18 protein-coding genes are annotated in these 16,584 nt (G+C 57.5%); 11 read left to right on the forward strand and 7 right to left on the reverse strand.

Features of this window, described 5'->3' with window-relative positions; translation table 11 throughout:
• Positions 1–2: 2 nt before the first annotated feature.
• From QMP16_RS14625 to QMP16_RS14635, 3 genes are read left to right on the forward strand one after another with little or no spacing between them, the layout of a single operon-like run.
• Positions 3–1,184, forward strand: a complete 1,182-nt coding sequence (locus tag QMP16_RS14625; RefSeq protein ID WP_282152979.1) for an aminotransferase class I/II-fold pyridoxal phosphate-dependent enzyme — start codon at positions 3–5, stop codon at positions 1,182–1,184.
• Between the two features lie 14 nt (positions 1,185–1,198).
• Positions 1,199–4,096: a DNA translocase FtsK gene (locus QMP16_RS14630; RefSeq protein ID WP_282152980.1), complete on the forward strand. Its 2,898-nt coding sequence runs from the start codon at positions 1,199–1,201 to the stop codon at positions 4,094–4,096.
• A 40-nt stretch (positions 4,097–4,136) separates the two neighbouring features.
• On the forward strand, positions 4,137–4,733 hold the full coding sequence (locus tag QMP16_RS14635; RefSeq protein ID WP_282152981.1) for a LolA family protein: 597 nt from the start codon (positions 4,137–4,139) through the stop codon (positions 4,731–4,733).
• 12 nt (positions 4,734–4,745) lie between these two features.
• Here QMP16_RS14635 and QMP16_RS14640 read toward each other — a convergent pair whose 3' ends face one another.
• A complete protein-coding gene (locus tag QMP16_RS14640; protein WP_058272557.1) occupies positions 4,746–5,327 on the reverse strand; it encodes a hypothetical protein in 582 nt (193 codons plus the stop codon).
• A gap of 60 nt (positions 5,328–5,387) precedes the next feature.
• Positions 5,388–6,269 (reverse strand): AEC family transporter, encoded by an 882-nt coding sequence (locus QMP16_RS14645; RefSeq protein WP_282120309.1) that lies wholly within the window; start codon positions 6,267–6,269, stop codon positions 5,388–5,390.
• Positions 6,270–6,349: 80 nt separating this feature from the next.
• On the opposite strand from QMP16_RS14645, the gene hspQ reads away from it, so the two are divergent.
• Positions 6,350–6,676, forward strand: coding sequence for a heat shock protein HspQ (hspQ, locus tag QMP16_RS14650; protein ID WP_058272652.1), 327 nt, complete (start codon positions 6,350–6,352; stop codon positions 6,674–6,676).
• A 34-nt stretch (positions 6,677–6,710) separates the two neighbouring features.
• Here the strand turns inward: hspQ and QMP16_RS14655 are convergent, their stop codons facing one another.
• The 3 genes from QMP16_RS14655 to QMP16_RS14665 form a co-directional block, all read right to left on the reverse strand.
• Positions 6,711–8,288, reverse strand: coding sequence for a gamma-glutamyltransferase family protein (locus QMP16_RS14655; RefSeq protein WP_282152982.1), 1,578 nt, complete (start codon positions 8,286–8,288; stop codon positions 6,711–6,713).
• Between the two features lie 214 nt (positions 8,289–8,502).
• Positions 8,503–8,946, reverse strand: coding sequence for an ATP-binding protein (locus tag QMP16_RS14660; RefSeq protein WP_282152983.1), 444 nt, complete (start codon positions 8,944–8,946; stop codon positions 8,503–8,505).
• Positions 8,947–8,974: 28 nt separating this feature from the next.
• On the reverse strand, positions 8,975–9,313 hold the full coding sequence (locus QMP16_RS14665) for an STAS domain-containing protein (protein WP_282152984.1): 339 nt from the start codon (positions 9,311–9,313) through the stop codon (positions 8,975–8,977).
• Between the two features lie 102 nt (positions 9,314–9,415).
• Between QMP16_RS14665 and QMP16_RS14670 the strand changes: the two genes are divergently transcribed.
• Both QMP16_RS14670 and QMP16_RS14675 read left to right on the forward strand, forming a co-directional pair.
• Positions 9,416–10,588: a thiolase family protein gene (locus QMP16_RS14670; RefSeq protein ID WP_282152985.1), complete on the forward strand. Its 1,173-nt coding sequence runs from the start codon at positions 9,416–9,418 to the stop codon at positions 10,586–10,588.
• A 53-nt stretch (positions 10,589–10,641) separates the two neighbouring features.
• The gene (locus QMP16_RS14675) at positions 10,642–11,094 is read left to right on the forward strand and encodes a GAF domain-containing protein (RefSeq protein ID WP_282152986.1); all 453 of its coding nucleotides are present in this window, start codon (positions 10,642–10,644) and stop codon (positions 11,092–11,094) included.
• A gap of 50 nt (positions 11,095–11,144) precedes the next feature.
• Here the strand turns inward: QMP16_RS14675 and QMP16_RS14680 are convergent, their stop codons facing one another.
• Both QMP16_RS14680 and QMP16_RS14685 read right to left on the reverse strand, forming a co-directional pair.
• On the reverse strand, positions 11,145–11,534 hold the full coding sequence (locus QMP16_RS14680) for an SHOCT domain-containing protein (RefSeq protein ID WP_058279764.1): 390 nt from the start codon (positions 11,532–11,534) through the stop codon (positions 11,145–11,147).
• 111 nt (positions 11,535–11,645) lie between these two features.
• Positions 11,646–11,927 (reverse strand): DUF1294 domain-containing protein, encoded by a 282-nt coding sequence (locus QMP16_RS14685; protein ID WP_282152987.1) that lies wholly within the window; start codon positions 11,925–11,927, stop codon positions 11,646–11,648.
• 117 nt (positions 11,928–12,044) lie between these two features.
• On the opposite strand from QMP16_RS14685, the gene QMP16_RS14690 reads away from it, so the two are divergent.
• From QMP16_RS14690 to QMP16_RS14710, 5 genes are read left to right on the forward strand one after another with little or no spacing between them, the layout of a single operon-like run.
• The gene (locus QMP16_RS14690; protein ID WP_282152988.1) at positions 12,045–12,614 is read left to right on the forward strand and encodes a helix-turn-helix domain-containing protein; all 570 of its coding nucleotides are present in this window, start codon (positions 12,045–12,047) and stop codon (positions 12,612–12,614) included.
• Positions 12,614–13,237: a LysE family translocator gene (locus QMP16_RS14695; protein ID WP_282152989.1), complete on the forward strand. Its 624-nt coding sequence runs from the start codon at positions 12,614–12,616 to the stop codon at positions 13,235–13,237. Before QMP16_RS14690 ends, QMP16_RS14695 begins: the two co-directional genes overlap by 1 nt.
• Before the next feature lie 4 nt (positions 13,238–13,241).
• On the forward strand, positions 13,242–13,622 hold the full coding sequence (locus tag QMP16_RS14700) for a GFA family protein (RefSeq protein WP_282152990.1): 381 nt from the start codon (positions 13,242–13,244) through the stop codon (positions 13,620–13,622).
• Between the two features lie 15 nt (positions 13,623–13,637).
• On the forward strand, positions 13,638–16,088 hold the full coding sequence (locus QMP16_RS14705; RefSeq protein WP_282152991.1) for a GcvT family protein: 2,451 nt from the start codon (positions 13,638–13,640) through the stop codon (positions 16,086–16,088).
• An 18-nt stretch (positions 16,089–16,106) separates the two neighbouring features.
• Positions 16,107–16,583 carry a cupin domain-containing protein gene (locus QMP16_RS14710; RefSeq protein WP_282152992.1) on the forward strand — a complete coding sequence of 159 codons (477 nt, stop codon included), beginning with the start codon at positions 16,107–16,109 and terminating at the stop codon, positions 16,581–16,583.
• Position 16,584 lies beyond the last annotated feature (1 nt).

The following is a 16,584-nucleotide window of genomic DNA, read 5'->3' on the forward strand; positions in this document are numbered from 1 at the left end:
TTATGAATTTCCCCGAACGGTTTTCGGACCTACCGGAATATGCATTCCCGCGTTTGCGCACCCTGTTGGATCACCACCAGCCGGGCGGTGAAGTGATTCACATGACCATTGGTGCGCCGATGCATGATTTTCCGGCGTGGGTCACCGATGTGATCACAGAAAACGCGGCCGGGTTTAAGGGATACCCTCCAAACGAAGGGTCGCCCGAGTTGCGGTCGGCGATTACTGACTGGATTGATCGCCGCTATGGCGTTTCGATGGACCCTGACACCAACGTGATGGCGTTGAATGGCACGCGCGAAGGATTGTACAACGCCGCGATGGCGCTGTGCCCCGAGCAGAAAAACGGTGAAAAGCCCGTTATTCTGTGCCCGAATCCATTCTACCAGGTCTATATGGTGGCCTCGCTGTCTGTTCGTGCCGAGCCTGTATTCGTATCCGCAAATGCTGCCACAGGTCACTTGCCGAACTATTCGGGGCTACCGAAGGACGTTCTGAACCGCACCGTGGCGGCCTATATCTGTTCTCCCGCCAATCCGCAGGGCGCAGTCGCCTCGCGCGACTATTGGGTCCAACTGATCCAACTGGCCGAAACCTATGATTTCCGCATCTTCGCGGATGAATGTTATTCCGAGATTTACCGCGACACGGCACCAACAGGTGTACTGACCGTCGCGCAGGAACTTGGGGCCGATCCGGAGCGGATCACCTTGTTCAATTCACTGTCGAAGCGGTCCAATCTGGCTGGTCTGCGCTCGGGCTTGATCGCCGGTGGTCCCGAGACCATCAAGAGGGTCAAGCAGTTACGCAACTACGCAGGTGCGCCTTTACCGCTACCTTTGCAGGCTGCCGCCGCAAAAGTTTGGGCAGATGAGGCGCATGTTGTAGAGAACCGCGCGCTGTATCAGGAAAAATACACGATCGCGGATGAGGTTTTCGCGGGCGTGCAGGGCTATATGGCGCCTGAAGCCGGGTTTTTCCTATGGCTGCCAGTCGAAAATGGCGAGGAAACCACATTAAGGCTGTGGCAGGAAACCGGTGTTCGGGTGCTGCCTGGTGCATATCTTTCTCAAGGTGATCCGGGGCAAAACCCGGGCGAACAGTTTATCCGGGTCGCAATGGTGGCCCCAAAAACAGAGTTGCGGCAGGGGCTGATTACGCTCCGTGACTGCATCTATTCGTGAGGTACGAGGGCAAAATGGCATCATATAACGCGCGCAACCGCGATCCATTGCTGGACAGTACGACCCAAGCCGCCATCGAAAGGCGTAGCAAGGAACTGATCGGGATCGCCCTGATCCTGCTGGGGCTGGCTTCAGCCGCGATGATCTGGTCCTACACGCCGGATGATCCGAACTGGATGGTGTCGACAGACGCGCCAGTGCAGAACTGGATGGGGCGGATTGGGGCGTCGATCGCCGCGCCGCTGTTCATGATCGTCGGATGGGGCAGTTGGAGCATCGCGCTGGTGCTGATTGGCTGGGGCATACGCTTTGCCGGGCACTTCGGCGAGGAACGCGCAGTGGCCCGCCTTATCTTTGCTCCGATCTGGATTGCCATCGTTTCCGTTTATGCCGCGACTTTGGTGCCGGGTGAGGCATGGCGCACGACCCACAGCTTTGGTCTGGGGGGCTTGTTCGGTGATACCGTCATGGGTGCGTTGCTGACACTGCTGCCTATATCGTCACATTTCATGGTCAAACTGATGTCGCTGGCGATGGCAGCTGGCATGCTGGTGCTGGGTACATTTGTCCTTGGATTCACAAAAGCCGACGTGCGCAAAGGCACGCGTGCCTTCTTGCTGGGCCTTGTGATGTCCTATGACATGTTGATGAACCTCTTGGGTCGCAGTGCGTCGGTTACCGCACAGGCGGCACGAGATCGCCGGGCACAGTGGGAAGAGCGCAAGGCCATCCGCGCAGAGGCCAACGACGCGGTGTTTGACGACGATATGGCGTATGCCGATCCGATGTTCGAAGAGCCGGATTTCGAAGAGCCCGAACCCGCAAAACCCGGTCTGCTGGCGCGGATGCCAAGCCTGATCCGCCGCGCCGATCCCATGCCGGAACCTGAACTGGTCGCCCGCGAACCGGTTGCCGGATTCGATGAAATGCCGGGTGAAGATCGTATCAAGTCCAAGATTTCCGCAGCCGTGCGCAATCGCAAAGTGGCCGCGGGTGAAGTGGCGCCAGAGGTCGATCCAACCCTGCCTTTGACCAAAGGGCGTGGCCGGGGGCCGGACCCGTTGATTTTGAACGCCAGAGGCGGAGAGGAGCTTCCCCCCGAGCCGCCGATGACATTGGACGGTCTGCCGCCTGAGCCGATGCTGACAGCAGAGCCTGAACCCGAGTGGCATCAGGAACCCCTGCATCATGATTTTGCGCCCGAGCCCGTCTTTGAGGATGAGGCCGTATTTGAAGACGCACCCGAACCCGAACCGGCCCCGCTTCCTGCGATGAAAATTCCAGTGGCCGAGCCGCGCAAACCCGTAGTGGCACAGCCTGTTCGCCGCACCCCTGCGCCGTCGCGTCGTGCACAGGCCGAAGCACAGCCTGGGTTGTCCTTTGAAGACCGGCATTCGGACTTTGAGCTGCCGCCTCTGAGCTTGCTGTCCAACCCTTCCAGCATTCAGCGCCATCACCTCAGCGATGAGGCATTGGAAGAAAACGCGCGCATGTTGGAAAACGTGCTGGACGACTATGGCGTCAAGGGTGAGATCACCAGTGTCCGCCCCGGCCCGGTTGTTACCATGTACGAACTAGAGCCTGCTCCGGGCCTGAAAGCGAGCCGGGTTATCGGTCTGGCCGACGATATCGCGCGCTCGATGTCGGCACTGTCGGCACGTGTTTCGACCCTGCCGGGTCGCTCGGTGATCGGGATCGAATTGCCCAATGAAAACCGCGAGATGGTGGTTTTGCGCGAAATCCTTGCCAGCCGTGATTTTGGTGATGGTAACCACGCGCTGCCACTGGCGCTGGGCAAGGATATCGGCGGCGAATCCATGGTCGCAAACCTGGCCAAGATGCCCCACTTGTTGATTGCGGGGACAACCGGTTCCGGTAAGTCGGTTGCGATCAACACCATGATCCTATCGCTGCTATATAAGCTGACACCGGACGAATGTCGCCTGATCATGATCGACCCCAAGATGCTGGAACTGTCCGTCTATGATGGCATTCCGCATCTGCTGTCGCCCGTTGTGACCGACCCGAAAAAGGCGGTTGTCGCCCTGAAATGGGTCGTGGGCGAGATGGAAGACCGCTATCGTAAAATGTCCAAGATGGGCGTGCGTAACATCGCGGGCTACAATGGCCGCGTGAAGGACGCGTTGGCCAAAGGCGAGATGTTCAGCCGCACCGTGCAGACCGGGTTCGACGATGAAACCGGCGAGCCAACGTTCGAGACAGAAGAGTTCGCGCCCGAAGCGATGCCCTACATCGTCGTGATTGTTGATGAGATGGCCGACCTGATGATGGTCGCGGGCAAAGAGATCGAGGCCTGTATCCAGCGACTGGCGCAGATGGCAAGGGCCTCGGGTATTCACCTGATCATGGCCACGCAGCGCCCCTCGGTCGATGTGATTACCGGTACGATCAAGGCGAACTTCCCAACCCGGATTTCGTTCCAGGTGACCTCGAAAGTCGACAGCCGCACTATTCTGGGCGAGATGGGGGCCGAGCAACTGCTGGGGCAGGGCGACATGCTGTACATGGCAGGTGGCGCCAAGATCACTCGTTGCCACGGCCCGTTTGTTTCGGACGAGGAAGTCGAGGAAATCGTCAACCACCTGAAACAGTTCGGCCCACCGGACTATGTGAACACCGTGCTGGACGGTCCATCTGAGGACAAAGCCGACAACATCGACGCGGTTCTGGGCCTGAACACGGGCGGCAATACGAATGGCGAGGATGCTTTGTACGATCAGGCGGTAGGGATTGTGATCAAGGATCGCAAATGCTCGACGTCGTACATTCAGCGGAAACTTGCCATTGGCTATAACAAAGCTGCGCGACTTGTTGAGCAAATGGAGGATGAAGGCGTTGTTTCGTCGGCAAATCACGTCGGGAAACGCGAAATCCTCGTCCCTGAGCAATAGGATATTTAATAACAAGGGCAGAGCGCTTATCTGGGGACTTATGAAACAGATTGCCTTTGCCCTTGCTTTGACACTCGCCGCGCCTGCGGCCTGGGCGGCTGATAAGCTGCCGTTGTCCCAAATCTCAAACTACCTCAATGGCCTCAAAACCGTCGAGACCACGTTTACGCAAGTTAACGATGACGGTTCGCTGAGCACCGGAAAGCTGTGGCTAGAGCGCCCCGGTAAGATGCGGTTCGAATATGACCCGCCCAACAGCGCTGTGGTTCTGGCACGTGCGGGTACGGTACAGATCTTTGACCCTAAATCGAACCAGCCGCCGGAACAGTACCCGCTAAAACGTACCCCGTTGTCGCTGGTACTGGCGCGCAACGTCAATCTGGGGCAGGCGAATATGGTAGTTGCCCATGATTTTGACGGGACGGCCACGGTTGTTACCGCTCGGGACCCAAAGAACCCCGATTCCGGCCGGATTGAACTGATGTTCACGGGGGACCCGATCGAGCTGCGCAAATGGGTCATTCACGACAATGCTGGCAGTCAGACGACCGTGTTGCTGGGTCAGTTGACCACTGGTGGCAACCTCAGCAACGATTTGTTTTCCAGATCAAAAAGAAGCGGGTCAGGCAATCGCTGACCCGCACTCCTGTCAGTAGCGGCAATTGGCCAGCTGCGCCTGATAAAGTTTGGCGCGTGCGTCGACGTCATTGGCGACGTTCAACAGCCAGGATTTGCTGTTATGGCTGCCTCGGGCAAAGCCGGTGTGCCCCTCGTGATACGCCAGATACTGGTTGCGCGTATCTGTAGGGTGAATACCGTTCCGCTGATGGCTTTTGTTCATGTACCAGCCGATGAAATCTGACGCATCGCGGATGCGGTCCCGCTTGGCGCGGCGTTTGCCGGTCTCTTTGCGGTATTCATCCCAAGTGCCGTCCAGGGCCTGGCTGAAACCGTAGGCGCTGCTTTGACGGCCCATCGGGATCACACCCAGAACGTATTGGTGCGGCGTACGTGCGTCGTGCTTATAGCGGCTTTCCTGATAGATCGTCGCCATCTGAACGTGAATTGGGACGCCCCATTTCCGTTCGGTGCTTTTGAACGCCTTGATAAAATCAGGCCGTTCGCGCGCAATGCTGCACGCGTCATTCAATCTGCTCGGTGGCTGTTTGGACCCGCCACCGCAGGATGCCAAAAGCAGCACCCCGAAGAGTACGAAAAGAATTCTGCTCATGTGCCTCGTGCCTTTTTTCTTTATTCTAGCGCAAATTGAGCGATTAGGAAATCACAATCGTTATAGAACAATGGCTAGAATTATAGGCAAAGCGCCCACGCTAAGCACAGTTGATACCATGACCATCCCTGCAACCGCGTCCGAATCCGCGTCAAACCGCTCGGCCAGCAGGTACGATGTAACCGCGACTGGAGTGCACATCTGCAGGACCAATACCCCAAAAGCGGTTGCGTCCAGATCAAAGAATCGAGCTATTGCCCAGCCGAGCGCAAAGCAGACCAGCAGCTTCAGGACGGACAGCCAGATCGCCTGACCCAATTTGCGCGTCGTCAGCCTTGCAATTGCTACGCCGACTGTAATCAACATCATAGGGATGGCCATTTGGCCCAGCAGCTCTAGCGTATTGGTCAGGAACAGTGGCGTTTCCCAGTCTTGCCATAGGAATAAGGCCCCAAGCAGGGTTGCCCAAACCATCGGTTCGCGCGCAACTTTGCCGAATGCACCCTTTCCAGCGACGAGGTAAATTCCATAGGTGAAGGAAAACAGGGCGGTAATTGCCAGGAAAATGACTGCAAAACCAAGGCCTGCCTGGCCAAACGCAAAAATGCACAACGGCAGGCCCAGATTTCCGGTATTGCCAAAAATCAGTGGCGACAGGTAAGTCCGACGGTCCAGGTTTGAAAGTCGAACGAAAACGCCAAAGGCCACGGCAAGGCCAATATGACCCGCAATTGCGGCCAGCGTGAAGCGGGTCAACTCTCCTGCCGGGATCTCGGTTTGCATCAGCGCCACAAAGATCAGGCTGGGCACGGCAAGCGTCACGGCAAGGCGCGTCACAAACTCCAAACGGTACTCAAAACCAAGTTTGACCCAGGTGAATCCAATGCCCGCCAGCAGAAAAACCGGCGCCACAATTTCGAACACTGTCAGTAAGATGTTCACAGACTGTTTCCTTTAATTTCCGATCAATGATTGGCATTCCGGCCCGGAAAGAGGTAGTAAGATCTCTGGGGGCTGAGATAATGCTGAAGACAAATGCCAAGTATCGCCTGGGACAGGTGGTCCGCCATAAAAAGCATCCCTTCCGAGGGGTGATTTTTGACGTGGACCCGGAATTTTCCAACACAGAAGAGTGGTATCAGGCCATTCCCGAGGACAGCCGCCCCATCAAGGATCAGCCGTTTTACCATCTGCTCGCAGAAAACGACCAATCCTTCTATGTGGCTTATGTTTCAGAACAAAATCTGATTGCGGACCAATCCGGGGAACCGGTGGAGCATCCTGATATTCCTGACATGTTCGGTCCTTTCGAGAATGGCGCGTACCCGCTGCACTTTAATTTGAACTAAGTGATTTGGTGCGCCAGATTGCGCGCCTAGGTGGTCAATAACCTAACGCACAACCGTCTTTTCTGGGGTCACTTGCGCCTTCCAGAACACCATCTGTGCGGATTCGGATTGCTTGCGCTCCGCCAAGGGGCGTTTCTGGAACCTGAACGTTGTGCCCAAAATCGCTCAATTGTTGAGATGTGCTGGGCGGAATTCCGCGTTCAAGTTTCAGAACGCCGCCGTCTGCAAAGGCGCGCGGGGCGTCCACAGAGGCCTGCAAACCCAACCCATGATCCGTGAGGTTGGACAATAGGCGTGCGTGGCCTGTTGGCTGAAAAGCTCCGCCCATCACGCCAAACGGCATCAGTACCCGGCCATCCTGTTTGAGCATACCGGGAATGATCGTGTGCATCGGGCGTTTGCCCGGGCCAAGCTCGTTTGGGTGACCAGCGCTCAGGTTGAAGCCTGAGCCGCGGTTTTGCAGCAAAATCCCGTATTTTTCAGATGCGATGCCAGACCCAAAGCTGTGAAATATGGAATAGATCAGCGAAACGGCCATCCGATCCCGGTCAACAACCGTAATATAGACCGTGTCCTTGTGAATGGACTCGGTTAGTGGGGCCGCCGCTGGCATGGCGCGCTTGGGGTCAATCAACGCGGCCAGCTTATTCGCCCCGCTCTGGTCGAGGAATCGTTCAGCGTGGGTTGTGTGATCGGGGTCCGCAATGAACCGATTGCGCGCGTCATAAGCGAGTTTCGAGGCCTCGGCCTCAAGATGGATGAGTTCTGGGCCAAATGGGTCAAGACCGGTCAGATCGAAGTTCTTTAGGATGTTCAAAAGCAGGATTGCAGTCGCACCTTGGCCGTTTGGCGGGTGTTCGACAAGATCGATGCCGTTGTAGTTTCCGCTGACAGGCTGGGATTTTGTGCATTGCGTGGCTAGAAAATCCTCGGCCGTGTGAACACCACCCAATGCTGTTAGGGCGTCAATCATATCCTGTGCAATTTCACCGGCATAAAAGGCGTCACGACCATTGCGTGCAATCTGGCGCAGAACCTCGGCTTGCCCTGGCGCGCGAAAGACCTGACCTGTTTTTGGCGCTTCGCCGTCAGCCAGGTAATGCCTGCGCGCTGCCCCCTGCAGCGTGTCAGCCCCCGTTTTCCAATCATAGGCGACCCGGGGTGCGACCGGGACACCGGCCTCGGCATAGTGAATGGCAGGTGCCAGTATCTCATCCAGCCCAAGCCTGCCCTCGGTTTCTGCCAGATGGCAAAAGGCATCAATCGCACCGGGAATGGTCACCGCATCGGGTGTGTTCAACGGCACTGTATCCAGCCCCTCAGCCCGCAACTTGTCCGCATTGGCAGCCGCCGGCGCGCGCCCGGATCCGTTCAGGGCGCGTATCTGATCTTCGCCTGCGCGGTTGAACAGGACAAAGCAATCGCCGCCGATGCCCGTCATCTGCGGCTCGCAAATGCTCAGCAGCACAGCGCCTGCGATGGCAGCGTCCATGGCATTGCCGCCTTGCTGCAGGATATTTACGGCAACCTGCGCGGCCAGAGGATGCGATGTGGCGCACATTCCCTCGGTTGCCAGAACTTCGGACCGACCTGGAGTGTGAAAATCCCGCATAGCTTTGCCTTCCCCTTTTGAACACGCCGAACGTAAAGCGCGGTCAGGGATTGTCTAGTCACATCAGCGGGAAGGGAGATCCTCGGCGCCGTTCACTGGGTGGGGGCTGTGACACGAGGCGCCGAGGGAAGCTATCTGAGCTACAGATATCTTTTTGCCCTTTGTTTGCGGCGCGCCAATGGTGCGATCTGGGCCATTATGTGACGATTTTGGGTCAGGTGGTCGGGTTTGGAAAGTCAAACCGCAGGGACAACCGGTTGCAGCCATTGCGATGTTCATAGCGAATGTCGCTGGTCAGTTCGTGGATCAGGAACCAGCCAAACCCGCCTTCGGGCAACTCGTCGAGTGTCGATCCCAAAGGCGCGGGCAAACCATCGGGCACGCGAAATCCCGGCAAAGGAGTCCCGGTGTCAGAGATCAATATATACAGCCAATTTTGGTGCAGCCGACAATGCACCCGGACCTTGGCCGGGGTGACGTCCGAATAAGCATGCTCCACCACATTGTTGATCGCCTCGGCCAGAGCGATTTTCACGTCGCTCGCCTTGTGTGGCGGTAGACCCTGCGCATCCAGCCCTTTGCTTAGCTGGGCGATACCAACACTGGCTTCGGCTTCGGTTGCAGCAAAGCTCAGATCCAAGCAGTTCCCGTTCCCCATCGACATCGCGCCTATTCAATCCGTGAAGTCATTCCACCGGTGGTGCCAGAGCGTCGGTCAGGGTAGGATAGAGGTTGAAAACCGTATCCATGCGGGTCAGCCGAAACACCTTTTCGACAAATGGGTGCAACCCGGCCAAATCCAACCTGCGGTCACTGCCCAGTTGTTTCATCGACGCGACGATAGCCCCAAGGCCACTTGAGTCGATGAATTCGACCCCCGTTAAATCCAGGACCACACGCGGCGCGCCGCTTTCGGCCTCATTGCGCATGTCTTCCTTGAACTGAATGGCCATTGCGGCATCAATTCGGTCAGAATGCACCGTTATGATCTGCGTTGTGTCTGTTGTCTTACTGGTTAGGGCCATGCGCTCGGGCTCTCTAAACTGAAAATCACTCGTAGAAATACGCTAGACGGCAATTCTTACCATTTTGTATCCATCTCTGTAGAAAAGCGAAGGAGCATCCAGATGAAGCAAGTCGTTATCGCCGGCGCGGCGCGGACCCCGATGGGTGGGTTTCAGGGGATGTTCGATACCGTGACAGCGGTCGATCTGGGCGGCGACGCCATCAGGGCAGCGTTGCAAGGGGCCGGTACTGAAACCGTTGGCGAAGTCCTTATGGGATGTGTTTTGCCGGCCGGGCAGGGGCAGGCGCCCGCGCGCCAGGCCGGTTTTGCGGCAGGGTTGGGCGAAGACGTTCCCGCCACAACGCTGAACAAAATGTGCGGATCGGGCATGAAAGCGGCCATGATGGCCTATGACCAGATCGCTTTAGGGCATGCCGATAAAATGATCGCAGGCGGGATGGAGAGCATGACGAACGCGCCATACCTTTTACCCAAAATGCGCGAAGGCGCGCGATTGGGTCATACGCAGGCAATGGATCATATGTTCCTGGACGGGCTCGAGGACGCTTACGACAAAGGTCGCCTGATGGGCACATTCGCCGAAGACTGTGCCGAGGCCTATCAGTTCACGCGCGAAGCGCAGGACGAATATGCGCTGCGTTCATTGTCAAATGCGCTGGCCGCACAGGAAAACGGCGCATTCGCGGATGAAATCACGCCGGTTACGGTCCGCACCCGCAAGGGTGAGGTCACGCAGGCCACGGATGAACAGCCGCTTTCGGCGCGGCCCGAGAAGATCCCGACGCTCAAGCCGGCGTTTCGTAAGGACGGTACTGTCACCGCAGCAAACTCCTCTTCGATATCGGATGGCGCGGCTGCATTGGTTCTGGCATCCGAGGACGCAGCCCAAGCGCAGGGTCTGACCGTTCGTGCCCGTATCGTCGGCCACGCTAGCCATGCGCAGGCACCGGGGCTGTTTACGACGGCACCTGTTCCGGCCGCGCAGAAACTTCTGACAAACATCGGCTGGTCGAAAGAAGATGTCGATCTGTGGGAGGTTAACGAAGCCTTTGCGGTCGTGCCGATGGCCTTCATGCACGAGATGGGTCTGCCCCGCGAAATCGTCAACGTGAACGGCGGGGCTTGCGCACTTGGGCATCCGATCGGCGCGTCGGGTGCGCGGATTATGGTCACGCTGCTGAACGCGTTGGAAAAGCGAAACCTGAAACGCGGGGTGGCGGCGATCTGCATCGGCGGCGGTGAAGGCACGGCGATAGCCATCGAACGCGTTTGACGCTTCCTCTTTTTCCAAATACTCCGGCGCAAACTTCTGCCACGAGTTCCGACATGACAGCTGATTACGACACACTTGCCAAAACCATCGCCGCCCTGACCGAAGGCGAAACCGACAGCGTGGCTCTGATGGCTACAATTGCGTGCGAGGTGCACCATTCCGATGATCGGTTTGACTGGACAGGTTTCTACCGTGCCACTGAGCCCGGGCTTTTGAAGATCGGACCTTATCAGGGTGGGCACGGTTGTCTGGTTATCCCGTTCGACCGCGGTGTCTGTGGCGCTGCGGCCCGAACGGGGATGGTACAATTGGTGCCGGATGTGGAAGCATTTCCGGGCCATATCGCCTGCGCGTCTTCGACCCGGTCCGAATTGGTGCTACCCGTGCTCAATGCCGCCGGTGACGTCATTGCTGTGTTCGATATCGACAGTGATCAACCCAACGCGTTCAATGAACAAGACGCAAGGCAACTGAGCGGAATTCTGTCCAGCGTATTCGCCAAGTAAAAATGGCCGGGGGCGTACCCCCGGCCATTTTGATTAGTGTGTGCTTCCTATCAGGTGCTCAGAAGCTTGGCTTTCTGCGCCGCAAATTCCTCATCCGTCAGAACGCCTTTTTCCTTGAGCGCAGCAAGCCGCTCCAGCTCATCCGCGGCAGATACTGTTGCTACCGACCGGATATAGTCCTTTTGCGCCTGTTCGATCTGGCTCATGGCTTCGGCATTGTGCTGGTGCATCTTGTCGCCGCGAACGATCAGGTAAGCCAGAACGCCCATCCACGGAATCAGGATGACAAAGGCGATCCAGACTGCCTTTCCACCGCCGCTTAGGTCCTTGGAGCGGAAGACATCGGCCACAACCGAAATCATCACCCAGAACCAGGCCACCATCAGAAACAGCCAGAAGATTGACCAGACTATGTCGAAGAAACCGATGCCGTTGTCCATTTGTCATTCAACCCTTTGCGAATGCGTAAGAATAATCATATTCAGATAGAATGGGAGTGTAGCAGACAGTTTCCCAATTGTTAGCACCTAATCCCTGATGAAATTTTCGCGCTAGACCAGACTGGGCAATTCCAAGGCCGCCAGAAGATAGACCAGCACAGCCTGAGCGCCGAAGATCCCAAAGATGTAGTATGAAAACAGCCGCTTGTGGGTTTTGTGTCTGAAAATCCACCGCCCCAGCAATGCGCCTGGACTGCCGCCCAACGCCGCCCACCACAATAGTTTTCGTTCCGGGATACGCCTTTTCCGCTGTCTTGCCCGCAGCTTATCCCAGCCAAAGGTAAGCAAAGTCAGGGTGTTGACGACCCACAGATAAATCACCGCAATCCACATGATTGACGGATATCCAAACAATGTCGTGGACCCAAGTGAAAAAATTATTGGTTTTTTCACAGAATCACTGCATCGTGAAAAACAAGGAGAAAATTTCACCAAACTTCGGAGCGTTCAGTGAACAGCCAAGCCCCGCACAGCGCCACACTCGGAGCCGATCTTCGCGCATTGCGTAAAGCGCGCGGGCTGACGCTGAGCGAGATTTCAGTGCGCCTTGGCCGCTCGGTCGGTTGGTTGAGTCAGGTCGAGCGTGACATGTCGGATCCATCAATTTCGGACCTTCGCGAGATCGCCGAATGCTTGGGCGTTCCGATGTCTATGCTGTTCGCGCACTCTTCAGCACCTGCGGACGAACAGGGTTATGTTGTGCGTGCCGGATCTCGCCGCCCGATGGGCTCGGGCGAGGAAGGGTTGATCGAAGAGTTGCTTTCGCCCGACCTGACCGATGATTTCGAGATGGTGCACTCGACGTTCAAGCCACGCTCAAAAATGCAAACGCCCGCCAACCGACCCACGCAGGAGGTTGGGTACATGGTGTCCGGTCGGTTGGATTTGACGATCGGAGACCGCCGATTCCTCGTGGGTCCCGGCGACAGCTTCCGCATCAAAAACCAACCCTACCAATGGTCGAACCCTTATGATGAACTCGCCGTGGCCATCTGGGTGATTGCCCCGCCGGTGTACTGATGAGTTTCGAGGCCTGGACCATATTCGCATTGTTCTGGGTGGTGTTCGTCACCACGCCGGGTCCGAATGCGGTAAACTGCATCTCGAACGGAATGAGCCTGCCGTTTCCCAAGGCGATGCTAGGTGTTTTGGCGATTCTGACGCAGGCCAGCACGTTTTTGATTCTGTCAGCACTAGGTGTGACCGCGTTGATCGCAGCCTCCCCAACCGGGTTTTTCATCGCCAAACTGGTTGGTGCAGGGTTCCTGATCTGGGTTGGGGTTCGCGGATGGATGAATGCCACGCGCCCGGCACCAGTTACCGAACGCCCTGCGCGTCACGTGTATCTACACGCACTGGCGGTTGCGACGATCAATCCCAAAAGCGTGGCAGGGTATCTCGCCGCCTTTTCGCAATTTGTGCAACCGGATGTGCCGATTTGGCAGCAGATGGTCGTCATCATGCCCACGGCGCTGGTCATTACCACGCTCAGCTACACCGGGTTCACCATGATGGGCACATTGATGGGCAAAGCGGCGCTGGGCGCTGTGTTCAACACATGGGTGCGCCGTGTCATGGCCGCCTGTTTCATCATCTATGGCGTGTTGCTGGGGGCCAGCTCCACGCCCACAGCAAGGGGGTAGTCACATGCAAACTGGTTCTTGCCTCTGCGGCGCTGTCGCGTTCACGATTGACGGAGAGCTTTCACCGCCTTCGGCCTGCCATTGCGGTCAATGCCGCAAGCAGTCCGGCCATGTTTGGTCTTCGACCTGGACACATCAGGATAACTTGAGCTTCACCGCCAGCGATACGCCTACGTGGTTCCGCGCTTCGGACACCGCCCGCCGCGGTTTCTGCCGTTCCTGCGGTTCGTTCCTCTTCTGGCAGCACAATGACGAGGACACGATTTCGATTTCCATGGGGGCTTTCGATACGCCCACCGGATTACAGCTCGCCCGGCACATCTTTGTGGCCGACAAGGGCGATTATTACGACATCACAGACGATCTGCCCCAACGGGCACAGTAACAAGGATCAAGACCAATGAGCGATTTTCCGACAAAAGCCCGCGTGGTTGTTATCGGTGGCGGTGTGGTGGGGGCCTCCTCGCTGTATCATCTGGCCAAGAAGGGCTGGACCGACTGTGTCCTGCTGGAAAAGAACGAATTGACCGCAGGCTCGACCTGGCACGCGGCGGGTAACGTTCCGACGTTCTCGAATTCATGGGCGATCATGAACATGCAGCGGTACTCGACCGAGCTGTATTCGCGTCTGGGCGAAGAGGTCGACTATCCGATGAACTACCACGTTTCAGGCTCGATCCGTCTGGCGCACAGCAAGGAGCGGATGCAAGAGTTCGAACACGCCATGGCGATGGGACGCTATCAAGGCATCCCGATGGAGATGTGGACCCCGGAAGAAGCGAAAGAGCGCTATCCTTTCCTGGAGACGCACGATCTTGAAGGCGTTTTGTACGATCCCACCGATGGTGATATTGATCCGGCGCAGCTGACACAGGCACTGGCCAAGGGTGCCCGTGATATGGGCCAGAAGATCATCCGCTTTTGCCCGGCAACTGGCGTCACCCAGCACGACGACGGAACCTGGACCGTTCACACGGACAAGGGTGACATCGACTGTGACTACGTGGTGAACGCGGCCGGCTACTACGCACAGCGAGTGGGGGAGTGGTTCAAGCCCTTCGGCGGTCGTACCGTTCCCGCAATGGTCATGAGCCACCAGTACCTGCTGACGGACGAAGTTCCAGAAATTGAAGAATGGTCCAAAGCGAACGGTGGTAAGAAACTGCCACTGCTGCGCGACGTGGATATCTCGTACTACCTGCGGCAGGAAAAGAATGGCTTCAACCTTGGTCCGTATGAGCCCAACTGCAAGGGCCACTGGATGACCGAAGACGACGCTATGCCCGAGGATTTCTCGTTCCAGCTGTGGAACGATGACCTGGACCGCATCGAGGATATCGTCACCGACGCGATGGAGCGGGTTCCGCTGATGGCAACCTCGGGCGTTGGCCGTGTCATCAATGGCCCGATCCCTTATGCACCGGATGGCCTGCCGCTGATCGGCCCAATGCCCGGTGTGAAAAACGCGTTCGAGGCACACACATTCACCTTCGGCATCGCTCAGGGCGGTGGTGCAGGCAAGGTGCTGGCCGAATGGATCGTCGATGGCGCGACCGAGTGGGACATGTGGGCCGTCGATCCGCGCCGCTACACCGATTACACAGATCAGGACTACTGCAATCAGAAAGGTCTGGAAGTTTATGGCAACGAATACGCCATGCACTTCCCCCATCACGAATGGCCCGCGGCGCGCGACAAGAAGCTGTCGCCGGTACATGACAAGGTCAAAGCGCTGGGCGGCGTGATGGGTGCCTATAATGGATGGGAGCGGGCCAACTGGTTCGCAAAGCCGGGCGACGACACGTCGCTTGATGCCACCCATACCTGGGGCCGATCCGGCCCATGGGAGCAGCGGATCCAAGAAGAATGCGAGGCCGTGCGAGATGATTGTGGAGTGCTGGATCTGCCAGGCTTCTCGCGCTTCATGGTCAAGGGAGAGGGCGCCGCAGAGGCGTTGCGCGGTCTCGCAACCGGAGGACTGCCAAAGGTCGGCCGGATGAACCTCATTTATGTCTCTGACGACCGTGGCCGCATTCTGACCGAGATGTCATGTATCCGTCTGGGTGAGGATGAGTTTATCATGATCACCGCCGCAACTGCACAGTGGCATGATCGGGACATCCTGATGAACGCAATGCCTGCCAGTGTGTCGATCGAGGACGTGACCACAACACGCGACACTCTGATCGTCACGGGCCCGAAATCGCGCGAAACCCTGTCGAACCTGACAGATGCCGATCTGACCACTGGTTGGCTGACCCACCAGTCCGCCACCGTTGCTGGCCAGCCCGCCTACCTGATCCGCGTCTCCTTTGCCGGTGAACTGGGATGGGAAGTGCACGCCCTGAACGAGCATATGCCTGCGATCTATGACGCAATCGTCGACGCTGGTGCTAAGCCGTTCGGGATGTATGCCCTGAACTCACTGCGTATCGAAAAAGGCTATCGGGCATGGAAGGGTGACCTGTCGACCGACTACTCTCTGCTGGAAGGCGGGCTGGAGCGGTTCGTCAAACTCGACAAGCCGCAGGATTTCCCCGGCAAGGCCGCGATCCTGAACGAAAAGCAGCAGGGCGTAAAAAAGGCCTTTGTCACCATTACCGTGGACGCCGGCGACTGCGATGCGCCCTACATGTCCTGCATCTGGCAGAACGGCGAGATCGTGGGCGAGACCACTTCGGGCGCTTGGGGTTACCGAGTCGGCAAGTCCATCGCGCTGGGCATGGTCAAGGCCGAGCTTGCCAACCCCGGCACCGAGCTTGAAGTCGAAATCTACGGCCAAAAGTGCCGCGCCGTGGTAGAGCAGGATCAGCCGCTGTGGGATCCCGAGAACGAGCGGTTGCGCGCTTAACTTCTCACGGAGACCGCCATGAGCAAACGATACGCCAAACTGGGACCCGGTGAGGGTCCCAACTATGACTGGGAAAATGACCACACCTTTGTGAAGGTGTCTGGTCAGGATACCGATGGCGCATACACTCTTATGGAAGACAATCTGAAGGCCAGCTTCGCGCTTGGCCTTCATCGCCATGATACCCACGCCGAGACCTTCTACTTTCTGGAAGGCGCGGTGGATTTCTACGTTGATGGCGGCTGGCATCGCTGTACTCCGGGCACAACCATGCATGTCCCGCCCGGAGTACCCCATGCGTGTCGCGTCGCCGATGGCGAGCCCGCCAGAATGCTGATGATCTTTCAACCCTCGGGGTTCGACGGGTTTCTGGCCGAACTGGCAACAATGACCGAGGCTGACTTTGCAGATGAGGCGAAAATGGCCGAGCTGAACGCGCGTTACGACATTGTGCCGATGGGGCCGGTTCCAGCCCATCCGAAAGACAGGGCCTAAA

The sequence above is a fragment of the Ruegeria atlantica genome (assembly GCF_947495585.1).
Lineage (GTDB): Bacteria > Pseudomonadota > Alphaproteobacteria > Rhodobacterales > Rhodobacteraceae > Ruegeria > Ruegeria atlantica_G.

Excerpts from the sequence above, each read along its gene's own strand:
- QMP16_RS14625 (WP_282152979.1), top strand. The coding sequence starts at position 3 with ATGAATTTCCCCGAACGGTTTTCGGACCTACCGGAATATGCATTCCCG.
- QMP16_RS14630 (WP_282152980.1), top strand. The coding sequence starts at position 1,199 with ATGGCATCATATAACGCGCGCAACCGCGATCCATTGCTGGACAGTACG.
- QMP16_RS14635 (WP_282152981.1), top strand. The coding sequence starts at position 4,137 with ATGAAACAGATTGCCTTTGCCCTTGCTTTGACACTCGCCGCGCCTGCG.
- QMP16_RS14640 (WP_058272557.1), bottom strand. The coding sequence starts at position 5,327 with ATGAGCAGAATTCTTTTCGTACTCTTCGGGGTGCTGCTTTTGGCATCC.
- hspQ (WP_058272652.1), top strand. The coding sequence starts at position 6,350 with ATGCTGAAGACAAATGCCAAGTATCGCCTGGGACAGGTGGTCCGCCAT.
- QMP16_RS14655 (WP_282152982.1), bottom strand. The coding sequence starts at position 8,288 with ATGCGGGATTTTCACACTCCAGGTCGGTCCGAAGTTCTGGCAACCGAG.
- QMP16_RS14660 (WP_282152983.1), bottom strand. The coding sequence starts at position 8,946 with ATGGGGAACGGGAACTGCTTGGATCTGAGCTTTGCTGCAACCGAAGCC.
- QMP16_RS14665 (WP_282152984.1), bottom strand. The coding sequence starts at position 9,313 with ATGGCCCTAACCAGTAAGACAACAGACACAACGCAGATCATAACGGTG.
- QMP16_RS14670 (WP_282152985.1), top strand. The coding sequence starts at position 9,416 with ATGAAGCAAGTCGTTATCGCCGGCGCGGCGCGGACCCCGATGGGTGGG.
- QMP16_RS14675 (WP_282152986.1), top strand. The coding sequence starts at position 10,642 with ATGACAGCTGATTACGACACACTTGCCAAAACCATCGCCGCCCTGACC.
- QMP16_RS14680 (WP_058279764.1), bottom strand. The coding sequence starts at position 11,534 with ATGGACAACGGCATCGGTTTCTTCGACATAGTCTGGTCAATCTTCTGG.
- QMP16_RS14685 (WP_282152987.1), bottom strand. The coding sequence starts at position 11,927 with ATGTGGATTGCGGTGATTTATCTGTGGGTCGTCAACACCCTGACTTTG.
- QMP16_RS14695 (WP_282152989.1), top strand. The coding sequence starts at position 12,614 with ATGAGTTTCGAGGCCTGGACCATATTCGCATTGTTCTGGGTGGTGTTC.
- QMP16_RS14700 (WP_282152990.1), top strand. The coding sequence starts at position 13,242 with ATGCAAACTGGTTCTTGCCTCTGCGGCGCTGTCGCGTTCACGATTGAC.
- QMP16_RS14705 (WP_282152991.1), top strand. The coding sequence starts at position 13,638 with ATGAGCGATTTTCCGACAAAAGCCCGCGTGGTTGTTATCGGTGGCGGT.
- QMP16_RS14710 (WP_282152992.1), top strand. The coding sequence starts at position 16,107 with ATGAGCAAACGATACGCCAAACTGGGACCCGGTGAGGGTCCCAACTAT.